This is a genomic window from Salinimicrobium sediminis, assembly GCF_900215295.1.
Taxonomy (GTDB): Bacteria; Bacteroidota; Bacteroidia; order Flavobacteriales; family Flavobacteriaceae; genus Salinimicrobium; species Salinimicrobium sediminis.
Map to the genome: position 1 here is coordinate 325,283 of NZ_OCMF01000001.1, position 14,176 is coordinate 339,458.

The 14,176-nt window shown below is 41.3% G+C and carries 11 protein-coding genes; all 11 read right to left on the reverse strand.

The genetic code is table 11. The features are described from left to right. Window positions 1-58 precede the first annotated feature (58 nt). The 11 genes from CRO16_RS01450 to rsgA all read right to left on the reverse strand — a co-directional run bounded on the left by CRO16_RS01450 (window position 59) and on the right by rsgA (window position 14,138). Window positions 59-2,803 (reverse strand): helix-turn-helix and ligand-binding sensor domain-containing protein, encoded by a 2,745-nt coding sequence (locus CRO16_RS01450; protein WP_097054573.1) that lies wholly within the window; start codon window positions 2,801-2,803, stop codon window positions 59-61. A gap of 126 nt (window positions 2,804-2,929) precedes the next feature. Continuing rightward, on the reverse strand, window positions 2,930-3,907 hold the full coding sequence (locus CRO16_RS01455) for a polyprenyl synthetase family protein (protein WP_097054574.1): 978 nt from the start codon (window positions 3,905-3,907) through the stop codon (window positions 2,930-2,932). 65 nt (window positions 3,908-3,972) lie between these two features. Then, a complete protein-coding gene (gene rlmN / locus CRO16_RS01460; RefSeq protein ID WP_097054575.1) occupies window positions 3,973-5,028 on the reverse strand; it encodes a 23S rRNA (adenine(2503)-C(2))-methyltransferase RlmN in 1,056 nt (351 codons plus the stop codon). Between the two features lie 448 nt (window positions 5,029-5,476). Continuing rightward, on the reverse strand, window positions 5,477-6,526 hold the full coding sequence (gene queA / locus CRO16_RS01465) for a tRNA preQ1(34) S-adenosylmethionine ribosyltransferase-isomerase QueA (RefSeq protein ID WP_097055733.1): 1,050 nt from the start codon (window positions 6,524-6,526) through the stop codon (window positions 5,477-5,479). A 130-nt stretch (window positions 6,527-6,656) separates the two neighbouring features. Then, window positions 6,657-7,889: a 3-phosphoshikimate 1-carboxyvinyltransferase gene (locus tag CRO16_RS01470; RefSeq protein WP_097054576.1), complete on the reverse strand. Its 1,233-nt coding sequence runs from the start codon at window positions 7,887-7,889 to the stop codon at window positions 6,657-6,659. Then, complete coding sequence (locus CRO16_RS01475; RefSeq protein WP_097054577.1) at window positions 7,889-8,149, reverse strand: hypothetical protein; 261 nt, start codon at window positions 8,147-8,149, stop codon at window positions 7,889-7,891. Before CRO16_RS01475 ends, CRO16_RS01470 begins: the two co-directional genes overlap by 1 nt. Before the next feature lies 1 nt (window position 8,150). Further along, window positions 8,151-8,477 carry a nucleotide pyrophosphohydrolase gene (locus tag CRO16_RS01480; protein ID WP_097054578.1) on the reverse strand — a complete coding sequence of 109 codons (327 nt, stop codon included), beginning with the start codon at window positions 8,475-8,477 and terminating at the stop codon, window positions 8,151-8,153. A 263-nt stretch (window positions 8,478-8,740) separates the two neighbouring features. Then, window positions 8,741-10,750: a DUF3857 domain-containing protein gene (locus tag CRO16_RS01485; RefSeq protein ID WP_097054579.1), complete on the reverse strand. Its 2,010-nt coding sequence runs from the start codon at window positions 10,748-10,750 to the stop codon at window positions 8,741-8,743. A 2-nt stretch (window positions 10,751-10,752) separates the two neighbouring features. Further along, the gene (locus CRO16_RS01490) at window positions 10,753-12,681 is read right to left on the reverse strand and encodes a DUF3857 domain-containing transglutaminase family protein (protein WP_097054580.1); all 1,929 of its coding nucleotides are present in this window, start codon (window positions 12,679-12,681) and stop codon (window positions 10,753-10,755) included. Between the two features lie 51 nt (window positions 12,682-12,732). Then, window positions 12,733-13,185 carry a D-aminoacyl-tRNA deacylase gene (dtd, locus tag CRO16_RS01495; RefSeq protein WP_097054581.1) on the reverse strand — a complete coding sequence of 151 codons (453 nt, stop codon included), beginning with the start codon at window positions 13,183-13,185 and terminating at the stop codon, window positions 12,733-12,735. Beyond that, the gene (gene rsgA / locus CRO16_RS01500; protein ID WP_097054582.1) at window positions 13,182-14,138 is read right to left on the reverse strand and encodes a ribosome small subunit-dependent GTPase A; all 957 of its coding nucleotides are present in this window, start codon (window positions 14,136-14,138) and stop codon (window positions 13,182-13,184) included. The genes dtd and rsgA overlap by 4 nt, the downstream gene beginning before the upstream one ends. Window positions 14,139-14,176: the final 38 nt, after the last annotated feature.

Below are 14,176 nucleotides of genomic sequence, written 5' to 3' on the forward strand. Positions count from 1 at the left end.
ATTTTTAATGATGTAGTAATGATGTAGTCCTTTTAAGGCCTAAAGATGCCCTATTCCCTCAGAAATTTGCTATTAACCAGTTGGTAAGATTATCCTCTTTATCTACATTGATCTTCTTGCGCAATCTGTACCTGTGCACTTCCACTCCCCTCACACTAATCCCCATTAAGGGAGCAATTTCCTTGGAAGTAAGATTCATTTTGAGGTATGCGCATAATTTTAAATCCCTATTGCTCAATTTCGGATATTTTGACAGCAAAACCTTAAAGAAGTCCTCATGAAGTTCATTAAAGTTAGTTTCAAAGACCTTCCACTCATCATTGTTCTTTACTGCAGCATTGATCTTATTCATAATGTGCTTTAAGCGATACTGATTCGAAAATTTATCCTTGTCCTTATTCAATTCCCCCTGGATCTGCATCAGCACTTCATTTTTCTTGGCTGCCATTAAAGTGGAATTGGCAAGTTCCTTTCTCTTTAAGTCTATTTCGCTTAGCAGCTGCTCCTTTTCAATCCTGTTCATTCGTTCTTCATGCTCTCTTTGATATTTTTGCCGTAGTAGCTTACGATGCTTTTGAAGCTTCATCCTATTGACCCCGTAAACCGTCAGGGTGAGGAGCAAGAAAAGAAAAACATATAACACTTTCATATGAGTTTTCAGGTACCACGGAGGGTCCACAATGAACTTAAAGCTCCCAAGAGCTGCAACTTCCTTTTGCGAATTAAGTGCGGTAAGCTTGAGATCATATGAATAATAAGGTAAATTTTGAAATTGTATCTTCCCGTTCTGCACTCTTCCTCTAATACTGGAATTATTCCCGGCTTTCAATTCATAATTAAGTGCAACGGCATCAGACGACGGTAAACCGGCTAAGATCGTCACCTCTTTTGCACCCCTATTTGGGATATGAGGTAACTGGTCCAAATCATAATATCTGTTAGCGTCGTACAATTTCTGAATGATGGGAGCCGTGATTTGCTCTGTATGTGTAGCAGCTTTGAATTGGTGTAGATTCAGCTTTGCATAGCCGTCGTGAAGAGTAATGTAAAAAATGGAGTCATTCACCATGAGAACCTGCTCATTGTTCTTTACCGTGCGGTTATTGAGCAATTCTGCAGGAACCAATATTCTATTCTCCTTTAGATCTGTTATTTCCAGCACATTTTCTTCTGAATTGATAAACCAAAATTGCTCTCCATCCTGTCCCAGCAGTCTGTTATTCTCAAAAATCCGCCATTCAGGAAAATCTTCAAATTTTTCCCTAAAAGGATTGTATCTGGACCATTTCCCGTTGGCAAGCGCCAGGATCTGACCGTTAACCATATGAACTGCTGCATTATAATCTCCCCCATTCGTACCCGTAGGGATCTTTTTGACTACGGTTGTGCTATCTCCCTTTTTAGACAGCGAAATTCTATATATGCCTTCATAGGCGTCTGTAGCCCACAAAGTAACCGGGTTTTCAAGCAGGAGCTTTTTTACCGGAAAATTAATTCCGTTAAGGCGCTTTACCACTCCTGTTGACTTATTGTATAAATCAACTCCGGTATAATTGGCTATAAGAAATTTATCCTCCCTTAGATTGACTATCTCAAAACTTCCAGTTCTCTGGTCCACAGGAATGAACTCATCATTCACAATTTTGTAGGTCCCATTATTGTGGTTGCTATAAAGGACGTTATCGTGTATCTGCAAATTCCACGAATGTCCCTCAGCACCCTTTAACAACTTCATTTCTCCATTCTCCTGCTTAAAAACGCCGGTATTGGTTGCCACAAAAAGTTGATCTTTGTAGAAAACAAGGTCATAGACAGAGCCCAGCTCTCCACTTTCATCGGTAAAAAAGCTAACCGAAGAATCCACCTCAACCAGGTCTATTCCATTATCTAATCCCAGCCACACCTTTCCGTTTTTCCCTGCCATGGAAAGCACGGTGTTATTCTGTAAGCCATCCTTTCGATTATACATTGAAATTTTATCTGATTGCTCCTTGAAATATATAATCCCGTTTTTAAGAGTACCAATTAATAATTCATCAGGAGATAACGACAACACATGGTTTAACTCATATAGTTCCAGGGCTTCATCCAGAGCCTGATTTTGAAGTCTTACCACATCCTCTCCATTGAATAAATAAAGCCCATCCTTTACACCTATGAGTAATTGGTCACGATGGATTATCAATTCTCTTATTGATTCCCCCTTAAGAATTTCCTGATTAGGAAGAGGTTCCAGCTCGCCATCTTCTTTCAGAAAAAACAGACCCGTCCCGCCAACACCTATAACCAATTGACTATCATAGACTTCCATTTGGTTGATATTGATTCTTTTAACGGGCACAATGGATTTCCCGTCATACTTATAGATGGCTCCAAAGGATCTGAAATAAATATCTTCTTTAAAAGGAATGATTTCCCAAAACTCTTCACTCTGTAGCTCGTGATCCCCTAAAAGAGAAATCAGAGAGGTATAACACATATCTCCCTTGCTATCCCTTTTCCAGTAACCAAACTCTTTATAGGCCCCGGTATAAATCCTGTCCCCCAATGGCAGTACAGATCTAATTATTGACCGACTATAAAGAGGAAACAACTCCCACCTCTGCCCGTCAAAGGTTAATAATCCTTCATGGTTGGCAGCATAAACAATCCCTTGTTTATCGAGGGCAATATCCCAGTTTTGGCTCGCTGCCTTATACACTAGGGATGAATAATTATGTATAGGTGGGGAAAGTTCTTGTGAAGTAGCCGACAATAACCCAAAAACCATGATTATCAATAATATATAAAATGACTTTCCCATAGACAAGAAACCAATTGAGCAGGTGGTGGACGAATAATCTTAAACCCTAAAAGTAATAATTTTAGAGAAATTAGGGATTTAGGAGGGGAAATACAGAGAAAGCTGCGAAGAAATTTAAAAGGCCTCTTACTTTTTACGTTCTATAACGTAATTAACCATTAAAATAAGTGAATCCTTATAAGGAGAATCAGGATATTGATCGAGCAGGGCGAGTGCCTCCTGCTGAAATTGCTTCATACGGGTAACGGCATAATCGAGACCCCCTTTTGCTTTTACAAAGTTGATGACCTCTCTCACCCGTTTACTGTCTTTATTATGATTTTTCACGGAATTTATTACCCAGGCTTTTTCCTTATCAGAAACCTGGTTAAGGACATGTATTAGTGGCAGGGTCATTTTCTGCTCCTTAATATCTATACCGGTGGGTTTGCCTATCCGCTCATTGCCATAATCGAACAGGTCATCCTTGATCTGGAAAGCCATTCCAATAAGTTCTCCAAAATTCCGCATTTTTTCGACCTCAGGAGAATCGGGCTTTACTGAAGCAGCCCCCAGGCTACAACATGCTGCAATCAAAGTAGCCGTTTTTTGCCTTATGATCTCGTAATAAATATCTTCAGTAATATCCAGACGGCGTGCTTTTTCTATCTGTAACAATTCGCCTTCGCTCATCTCTCTAACAGCGACAGAAATGATCTTGAGAAGATCAAAATCATTATTGTCAATTGAAAGTAAAAGACCTTTGGAAAGCAAATAATCTCCTACCAGAACTGCGATCTTATTCTTCCAGAGCGCATTGATGGAAAAGAAGCCGCGACGACGGTTAGAATCATCTACAACATCATCATGAACGAGAGTGGCGGTATGGATCAATTCGATAACCGAAGCTCCCCTGTAAGTACGTTCATTCACCTTCCCATCAGATACCATTTTGGCGACAAGAAAAACGAACATGGGACGCATTTGCTTCCCCTTGCGGTTGACGATAAAGTGAGTGATACGATTTAGAAGAGCAACCTTGGAAGACATGGACTGCGTGAACTTCTTTTCGAAAAGTTCCATCTCAGTCTCTACCGGAAGTTTAATTTTTGAAATCACCTTCATAAGGGCAGCTAAGATAGTTAAAAGATTAAATTTTTAACCCTCTCATATTTTCCCTTTTTGGGAGCTTAAGCGCTAACTTCTGAAGATTTATTTGCCAGCTGACCGCAGGCTGCATCAATGTCTTTTCCACGGGAGCGACGCACTGTAACTGTAATGCCGCTTCTCTCCAGTTGATCAACATACATATTGGTAGTTTCTGAAGGTGCCTGCCTAAAGGTTTCATCGCCAATATCATTATATTCAATAAGGTTCACCTTACAGGGTACATACCTGCAGAACCTCACCAGAGCATCTACATCTTTCTTTGAATCATTAATGCCTTTCCAAACCACATATTCGTAGGTAATACGGCTTTTGGTTTTGGCGTACCAATACTCCAGCGCCTCCCGCAGATCATTTAAAGGGAAGGTCGCATTAAATGGCATAATAGAAGTTCGCACCTCATCAATAGCCGAATGTAAAGAAACCGCCAGTTTAAATTTCACTTCCTCATCGGCCAGTCTTTTTATCATTTTCGGCACCCCTGAAGTGGAAACGGTAATCCGCTTTGGCGACATGCCCAAACCTTCGGGAGAGGTGATCTTTTCTATTGCTTTTAAAACATTGTTGTAGTTCATTAGCGGCTCCCCCATTCCCATGAAGACGATATTCGAAAGCGGCTTGTCAAAATACAACCTGCTTTCATTATCAATGGCCACCACCTGATCGTATATTTCATCAGGATTAAGGTTTCGCATGCGCTTCAGTTTTGCGGTAGCACAGAATTTGCAATCCAGGCTACATCCAACCTGGGAAGAAACACAGGCTGTGGTACGCGATTTGGTAGGGATCAACACAGATTCTACGGTAAGATCATCATGCAGCTTAACTGCATTTTTAATGGTGCCGTCGCTACTTCGCTGCATCTGGTCCACCCGAATGTGGTTGATCACGAAATTTTCATTCAGCATTTGACGCGTTTCCTTCGAAATATTGGTCATATCTTCAAAGGAATGAGCACCTTTTCCCCAAAGCCATTCATACACCTGAGTTCCACGGAAGGATTTATCTCCCTGGGAAACAAAGAATTGCTGAAGTTGCTCTTTGGTTAATGCCCGTATGTCTTTCTTCTTTTCTTTCACGCTGCAAAAGTACGAAGTAATTGTGATTTTTAGTACTTGTATATAAGGCCATTTTTGAAAGTCAGAAGGTTAGCCAAATTTTTAAAGAAAGATTTCTTCAATATTTGTACTTTTATTTATGACCTATTTTAAATTACTCTTTACTAAGAAAAACATTCTCACCTTTTTCAAAGCAGTAGTAAAGATTCTGAAGTATTGTATTATTGGTATATTCTATTTCTTAGTCACAATTCTTTTAGTCATTTTAACTAGTAAGCCTCCTAAACGAAGAAGATCTCCTAATGGAACACGTATGTTTCGATAGAAAGGATTATCAATTTTTTCAAAGACTAATTAAAGAGGATGCTGAAACAAGTTCAGCATCACGTGAAAAAGAAAAACCTCACAGATCTTTGAGACCTGTGAGGTTTGTTATAAAACTGCCTACTGCAAACTGCGCACTGCCTGCTTAAAGTATCAACATCGCGTCTCCGTAGGTATAGAATTTATATTTTTCCTTCACTGCTTCCGCATATGCTTTTTTCATGAAGTCATGACCTGCGAATGCAGAAACCATCATCAACAAAGTGGATTTTGGCGTGTGGAAATTGGTGATCATACAGTTTGCTATACTAAAATCATATGGAGGAAAAATGAACTTATTGGTCCATCCACTGAATTCATTAAGCGTCCTGTTCGAAGAAACCGAACTTTCCAAAGAACGCATCACGGTTGTACCTACTGCACAAACTTTACGTTTTTCAGAAATTGCCTTGTTAATGGTATCCACAGCTTTTTTCTCGATAAAGGCTTCTTCGCTATCCATTTTATGCTTGGAAAGATCTTCTACCTCAACGGGGCTAAAGGTTCCAAGACCAACATGCAAGGTAACCTCGGCAAAATCAATTCCTTTGATCTCAAGTCTTTTTAAAAGGTGCTTTGAAAAGTGAAGTCCGGCAGTTGGCGCTGCAACAGCCCCTTCAGATTTTGCATAGATCGTTTGGTAACGCTCCTTATCTTCGGGCTGCACTTCTCTTTTGATGTATTTTGGCAGCGGAGTTTCCCCTAGTTCAGTAAGTTTATCACGAAATTCCTCGTAAGAACCGTCGTAAAGGAAACGTAAAGTTCTTCCGCGGGAAGTAGTGTTGTCAATGACTTCAGCAACAAGGCTTTCATCCTCTCCAAAATAGAGTTTGTTCCCTATCCTTATTTTTCTGGCAGGATCTACCAGCACATCCCATAAACGGGTTTCAGCATTTAATTCCCTCAACAAAAACACTTCGATACGGGCACCGGTCTTCTCCTTATTTCCAAACAAACGTGCAGGAAAAACCTTGGTATTGTTCAATACCATTACGTCATTTGGTTCAAAATAATCGATAAGATCCTTGAATTGTTTGTGCTCAATAGTTTGATCTTTGCGGTTTAAAACCATTAGGCGTGCTTCATCCCTGTTTTCTGAAGGATATTCGGCTAAAAGTTCCGGCGGCAGATCAAAATTGAAGTGCGATAATTTCATTCCCATATAAGATAGATTTTTTGAAGTTGCAAATATACGACCTCGGGATAGGCGTTGTCAAGTAAATGCGGGTTTATTTAAGAAATCTGTTAATTGACGCGGCCACACACCCGGTTCTTTTGAAAAATACTTAACCTTTATCCCAATCTTCTACGGAAAATTTTAGTTGCTGCAGGTTTTCCCAGTACTCAGGAAAAGATTTGCTCACCACTTCTGCATCTTTGATCACAATAGGAGTTATTAGAGCAAGGGGAGCAAATGCCAGGGCCATACGGTGGTCATTATAGGTATTGATCGCAACATCGGTCTTTATTTCTTCGGAAGCTGAAAGCCACAGCGAATCGGCTGAAATTCCAACTTCTCCCCCTAACTTTTCCAATTCAGTTTTTAAAGCCTGAAGCCTGTCTGTTTCCTTGATCCTTAAAGTATGCAGGCCGGTCATTTTAAGTCCCACTCCCAGGCCGAAGCAGGTGACAGCAATTGTCTGGGCAAGATCAGGGCTGTTCGCCAGATCAAGTTCGAGTTTTTCCGGAAGCTGAGCAGGAATCTTCTCCAGCTTTATCTCCCCTTTCAAAAAAGTAGTTTCTACACCTAATTTTTGGTAGATATCCGCTACGATCCTGTCACCCTGCAGGCTTTCTTCTCTATACGAAGTTAGTCTCAGCTCTGCCGACTCACTTAAGGCGGCAATGCTGTAGAAGTAAGACGCAGAACTCCAATCGGATTCTACGGTGATCTCAGTTTCAGGCACAGAGAATTGTTGAGAAACTGAAATGATATTGTTTTCAAATTTCCCGGAGATCCCACACTGCATTAGGAGTTCCAGGGTCATCAGAATATAAGGTACAGAAGTCACCTTTCCCTGTAGATGGATTTCAAGACCTTTAGGTAAGGAAGGAGCAATCAGCATCAAAGCCGATATATACTGGCTGCTGATGTTCGCCTGCACCTTCACCTCTTTTTTCAGCAGCTTACGTCCTCTTATACGTAACGGCGGATAACCTTCCTCTTTTTCATAATGAACATCAGCACCCAAATTCCGCAAGGCATCGACAAGAATCCCAATTGGCCGTTCCTGCATCCTGTGGCTTCCGGTTAGCACCACTTCCCTTCCTTCTCTTGCTGCAAAACAGGCGGTAAGAAAGCGCATGGCAGTACCGGCGTGATGGATATCCACCAAATCTTCAGAAGAAGCCAGTGCTTTTTGTAAAACCCGGGTGTCATCGCTGTTCGAGAGATTTTTCACCTCTATCCGGGGAAACTGTGCCTGCAGAATAAGCAATCGGTTTGATTCACTTTTTGAGCCGGTAACTGCTATAGTTCCGAAGAGATCTTTGGAATGAGTGGAGAGCCGCAGATCCATTATTGTGGCCTGAAATTCCTTCGCCTGCTGGTCATATACATTGCATAAACCAGGCTAATCACGAGTTTAATTAGAAAATATTCAACCCATTTTCCATCAGAAAATTCATCCTGATAGATCGCGGCAAAATCTCCTGAAACAATCTGTCTAAAATGAGAAATGATCAAAGAAAGTCCGACGAAAATGACGAAGAAAATAGTTCCCAACTGCAAAACTTTGATCCAATATTCGGGGTTTTTAATGTCTTCTAAAATGCGCATGCTATTGAAGTTTTTCGTTATTCTTGTGCCTATACTTATCGCGCTGAGTCTTTAGATTAAGCTTTTTATCAAAAGCCTCCTGGAGGTTAATACCCGTTTGGTTAGCGAGACACAGCACCACAAAAACCACATCTGCCAGTTCCTCCCCGAGGTCTTTTTCCTTATCGCTCTCTTTTTCGCTCTGCTCCCCATAACGGCGGGCAATGATACGGGCTACTTCCCCTACCTCCTCGGTAAGCTGAGCCATATTTGTTAGCTCATTGAAGTAACGAACGCCGTGTTCTTTGATCCATTCATCTACGGATTTTTGTGCATGCTGCAGATCCATACTTTATATTTTAAGAGGATAATTACTTTAGATCGTTTCCGTCACATACAGACATCGATCCTGTTTCTGTGTACTTCGCAAATTTAGAAGTTCCAGTGCCATTGTTCAAATCATAGGCAAGGTTTCGGGAAGAAAATTTTCTCCATGACCTTCCGGGGTCCCAAGACCAACCTTTTTCCTTTTCTGAATAAGGACAATAAGAGATAACCTGGACCACTGGACCAGGTAATTCAGCTTTAATTTTTAACAGGGCAGGCTTTTATTTAAACCTTGGTTAAAACAATAGGTTCTGTTTCCTTTTCTACAATATAACTGAAGAATTTCTTCAGGTTGGTGTAATCCTGCGGATTATAAATTATAGTCTTTAAATCAAATACAGATTCAATCCTTAAAAAATTCCCGTTTTGCACCATAGTGATACGGTAATTACACGCGCCATTATTGAAAGTCGTTATGGAAGGTTCAGGTAAAGTCTCGACCGCAAAGCCTTCGGGCAGAAGAATATTTACCACTTTTACCTGCTTTGATGGATAATCAAAGAAAATGGGATAAATCCTGTCGTCTGCTTTAAAAGGGTTTTCATCCATGGCCGTAAACAACAGGGGTTTCAAAAGTATTTTGTCCCCAATTAATTCGGCAGCATCAGAAAGCTCGAATTCATAAACCTCCTTCAGCTTTTCCCCGAGCTCTTTCTCATTCTCTTTCTCCAGATTTTCAATTTTAATATTCCCTTTGTTTTTCTCCAGAATCTGAACATAATCATCTGAATTTAGATCCAGGTAACTATCCCTGTATTCTTTGGCAAACAAGCCGGAAAAGAGACTGATATTTTTACCCTTTAGAGTGCCATCGGCCATAACAGTGATATTCAGGTTCAACTGCTCTTCGGATTGAGAAGCAGGCATAAGGCTTACCCAGCCTGATGTTCCATCCTCCCTTAGAACTCTTCCCTGCCAGTTCCGCGCTCTTTTAGGAAGCTCACCAAAATTAGCATACATGTCTGAAGCATCCAGGAGGAAACTTCCTCCCGGCAGCTCGACGAGCGAAACAACATAATTGAATCCTTCACGGGTAGGATATATGGGAATTCCATTGTCCTGAGTACTCAGTAAAACAGGATCTGCTTTTAAGCCCGCGTATTTTAAAATAGCAGTGAGCAGGAGGTTTATATCCCCAATATTTCCAGCCCCATCTTTGTATGCAGATTTAGTACCATTTTCGGGGATGAAGCCGACGTAACCATTCCACTTCAACCTTTCCTTTACAAAAGAATAGATCAACAGAGCTTTTGAATAATTGTCTTGTCCTCCCGCAAGAAGTTTATCAATTTCATCTTTAAAAAACCCGTCCCTGTTCAATTCTTTACTAAAAGTATCATCATAAATGCTTTTAGCTACACCCTCCCAGGTTTGGGAAAAGTTTTCGATACTGGATCGGGGAAACTTCGTGTACTGCAACTCCCACTTTAAAACCGCGGCATAATTTTGAAGATAATCCACATGCGGTTCGGTTTTGAGGGAAGGGATATCATCTGCATTTATCTCATACAGGTTTTGCATGTATTCCACGTTGGCCGTCTTTGAAGAATATGTGACAACCTTTTGCCCGGAACGCTCATTATAGGTTCTGCTATAGCGGAAAGGTTCTCTGCCTTCTTTGATTTGAAAAAGGACTGCAGCCTTGGGATTAAAGTGTTTCTTGTAACCTAGAAACTCCGGCACCTTTACGCTAACCTCCAGTTTATTGATTGGTATGGTGTATTGTAAGGTTATATCATCTATACTGGTAAGGAAAGGGGACCGTATACTGTACTCATATTCAATTACGCTTCCTTCTGTAACCGCCGGCATGGCAAATTTAGTTTTGAGACGATACTTATTGATCTCCTCTTCAAAAATATTCTCTTTACGCAGTTTTTCCTCCTCCAACTTTCCTTCGATGAGATTATAGGTGTAAGCTTTTAAACCGGAAATCTTTTCCTTATCCCCCGAATTCTGGTAATAGACAATTTCCTGATTTGCCCATTCAAAACCGTCTTTGTTGTATATCTTGATTCGTTCATGTACATCTGTAACTAATGTAAACCCAGAGTTTCCGTTATATTCATAATAGGTACTAACTTTTCTGTACAAAACGGCAGCACCGGCTTCTTCGTCCTTTGGATGAACCTTTTCCATCACCTCTTCTTTTGAGACGTGGCCAAATTTGAAGTCCTGGGCATGCGACTGCAAACTGCATAGCAGTATACAGAAGCTGAAGATTAAAAATTTCATGATCAGTTATGTATTTTAGCTGCAATGATCACAGCCTTGAGGTTACTAAATGAGTTAATGGTATTGATGAAGTCCCTGAAATCATCATATTTTTCGGCCGGCCAGGTGCCTTCGTTAATACTGTAGAACCTCTCGGCCACCAATACCTGTTCCCCTTCTTTTTCAGTCTCAACCACAGTGAAACTGAAAGACCCGAATTCGTTTTGCAACTTAAAATTGTCTGGAAGTGCCTCCAGCTCAAAAGCCTCCGGGAGCCGGAGCTCGACATGATCTTTAAAACTGAGTCCGCGGGAGATTTCCAGGGCCTGCCTGCGTTCCTCAAGCCTGGGCAGATCATAAGTTGAAGCCCTGAAAAAATTTAAGGGCAGCAGCATTATCTTGCCTGTCTTTGAGCCGTAGCCTTCTCCGCTAAGGTTCAGAGTTTCGGTAAACACCTGTTTCTCCCTGTCATTATTAAAGGCTACTTTGGAAATATTCAGGCTACGAAGGTGTTTGAGTAACTTTTTGTAGTATAGCTCCTGATCTTTTGCCAGGGCAGTTGAAATTCCATAGATGTTCCCGTAGGGAACTCCATAACTCCTTCGTTCTATCGCCGCCGAGAAACTTCCGTCTTCGTTTAGAGCAATCCTGCTGCTGCTTTCCCTTAGGTTTTCTGAAGTCGAATAGCTTTTCGTCCTCACGATTTCCCCACCTTCAGGTTTTACCAGCAGCACATTTCTATTATCAGTAAAATCTCCCAGATAATTAAAAGGAAGAGTCTGACTCGTGCACTCCAGCCATACATCTTCATCTTCACCTGCCTGTGGCAGGTTGAGAATTACATGATTGCCCTGCATCGAGGCAAAAGAAGGCTCCAAATCCTCCTGTTCCTCCCCGGCGATTACCACTGCATAATAAGATGGTATATTCTGAGAATCCAATAAGGCTTTGGTGTAGTTGGTAAGTCCTTTACAGTCACCGTATTTTAACTGGTCAACTTCTGAAGCCGGTGCGGGAGACCAGCCGCCAATTCCCAGCTGGACACTAATATATCGTGAATTTTCCTGAACATATTCATAAATCAGCTTCGCTTTTTCCACGTCTGATTTTGCCCCGGCAGTTAGTTTTTTTACTTTTTCAACAGTAGTCTCCGGCAGCTCGTTCCGGTCTTTCAGTAAATTTTCATATTGCCATTTCCCCAGCTCTTCCCAGGTTGCAGCACTTCCTTCAACACCCACAAGACTAAAACGGTCAAGGGCCACCTGTACTCTTGGTGTTATCTTTTCAAGCGAAGGGCTAAGTTTTTCATAGTCTACAGCAGGAAAATCTTTTAAAATATAAACCGGTTCCAGCTCTGTGCCTTCTTTGCTAATATTTGCTCCCTCAAAATTATTCTCCCTTGTACGCAGATTAATTCCTGCACGATTTTTTATCGAATAACTGGATCTTTCCACACTCAAATTATGCTCTCCTACAGGTTCCCAATCGTTAAGGAAAATGGTGTTTTCCTTTTCTATAATACTTTCGTAAACGATAGTGAAGGGATAGGCCCTGGGAGTATAGTCAAAGTAGCTCAGCCTGTTATCATTATACAAGGTTCCCGAAGCCACGAGGCTGCGATCCTCAAAATCCCTTTTTTTCACTACCTTAATCTCATTCCCCATCGCATCATAAACAACAGCTTTTTGATTGTTTATTTTGCTGCTTTTATCGTAGGAATCTCCCACGAAGGCGTAACGATTCCCATGCTCATTGAGCACCGTCACGATCCTTTTGGTGTGGATATACAGCTTATCTATGGCCGCTATTTCAATTTCCACGATTTCTTCCCTCACCACCGCATTGGCATGCCTGGTGAGGGAATCGTTGATCGATAAGAAAGAAAGGTGGAGGTCCTGTGCCGAAAGCCCTACTGAACAGCACAGGGCAAGAAAGATAAATATCCTCTGCATTTCTTGGGATAGATGGTTTGTAAGGCTAATGTAATAAAAATTTAACCTTTTTTAACATCTATTTTTAGAATCTATTAAAATTGTAACCGGGCCGTCATTTATAAGTGCAACTTTCATGTCTGCACCAAATTCCCCGGTGCCTACCTTTTTTCCAAGGTCGTTTTCAAGCTGCCTTACAAACTTCTCGTACAGCGGAATAGCAACATCGGGCTTAGCTGCCTTAATATAGCTTGGACGGTTTCCCTTTTTTGTGCTCGCATGCAGAGTAAACTGGCTCACCACAATGGCATCCTCATTCCGGTCGAGCAGAGATTCATTCATCACCCCGTCATAATCATTGAAGATGCGCATGTTTGCGATCTTTTTTGAAATCCACGTAATATCTTCATCGGAATCTGCATCTTCTATCCCAAGCAGGATCAATAAACCAGAGCCGATTTCAGCCCTTTTGACACCTTCTATAGTCACTGAAGCCTCTGAAACCCTCTGTATGACTGCCCTCATTCCTGAACAAAATTATCCATACGGTATTGCTGATCATCTTCGCCTTTTAGGATCTGCACATAACTCTTATAGCGGGACCAGGGAATTTCTCCTGCTTCGAGTGCCTCCTTGACTGCACACTTAGGCTCCTCGAGGTGCAGACAGTTATAAAACTTACAGTCCTGTTTTCTGGCAAAGAATTCAGGGAAGTAATTTCCTAATTCCTCTTTTTCAATGTCTACCACTCCAAAACCCTTAATACCCGGGGTATCAATGATCCTTGCTCCAAAGCTAAGATCATACATCTCAGCAAAAGTAGTGGTATGCTGGCCCTGTTTATAGAGATCTGAAATTTCACGGGTTTTTAATTCCAACCCTGGTTCTATGGCATTTATCAAAGTAGATTTTCCTGTACCGCTGTGTCCTGAGATCATACTGGTCTTGTCATGCATAAGCTCCTTCACCTGCTCCACGTTCTTCCCGTTCTTTGCCGATATTCCTATGCATTGATATCCGATTTGGCGATACATCGCGGCCAGAAATTTCACCTCGGCCAGCTCATCTTCATTATAGGTGTCGATCTTGTTGAACAGCAGGATCACCTTGATGTCATAGGCTTCTGCAGTTACCAGAAACCTATCTATAAAAACAGTGAAAGTTGGCGGATTGTTCAGAGTAATTAGTAAAAAAGCCTGATCAATGTTGGAAGCTATTATATGGGTTTGTTTTGACAGATTTACCGATTTCCTGATGATGTAATTGTCACGGTCTTTAATTCCCGTTATCACCCCATTCTGTTCCTCATCCTGAGGATTTTCCAGATCAAAAATCACCCGGTCACCCACGGCTACAGGATTGGTGCTTTTTATTCCCTTGATCCTGAATTTCCCTTTGATACGGCACTTATAGAACCTGCCGTCATCGGCTTTGACCTGATACCAGCTTCCGGTAGATTTATATACAGTTCCAGTCATTAATTTTGTTAATAATTTCCCAATATTTCTTTTTGACG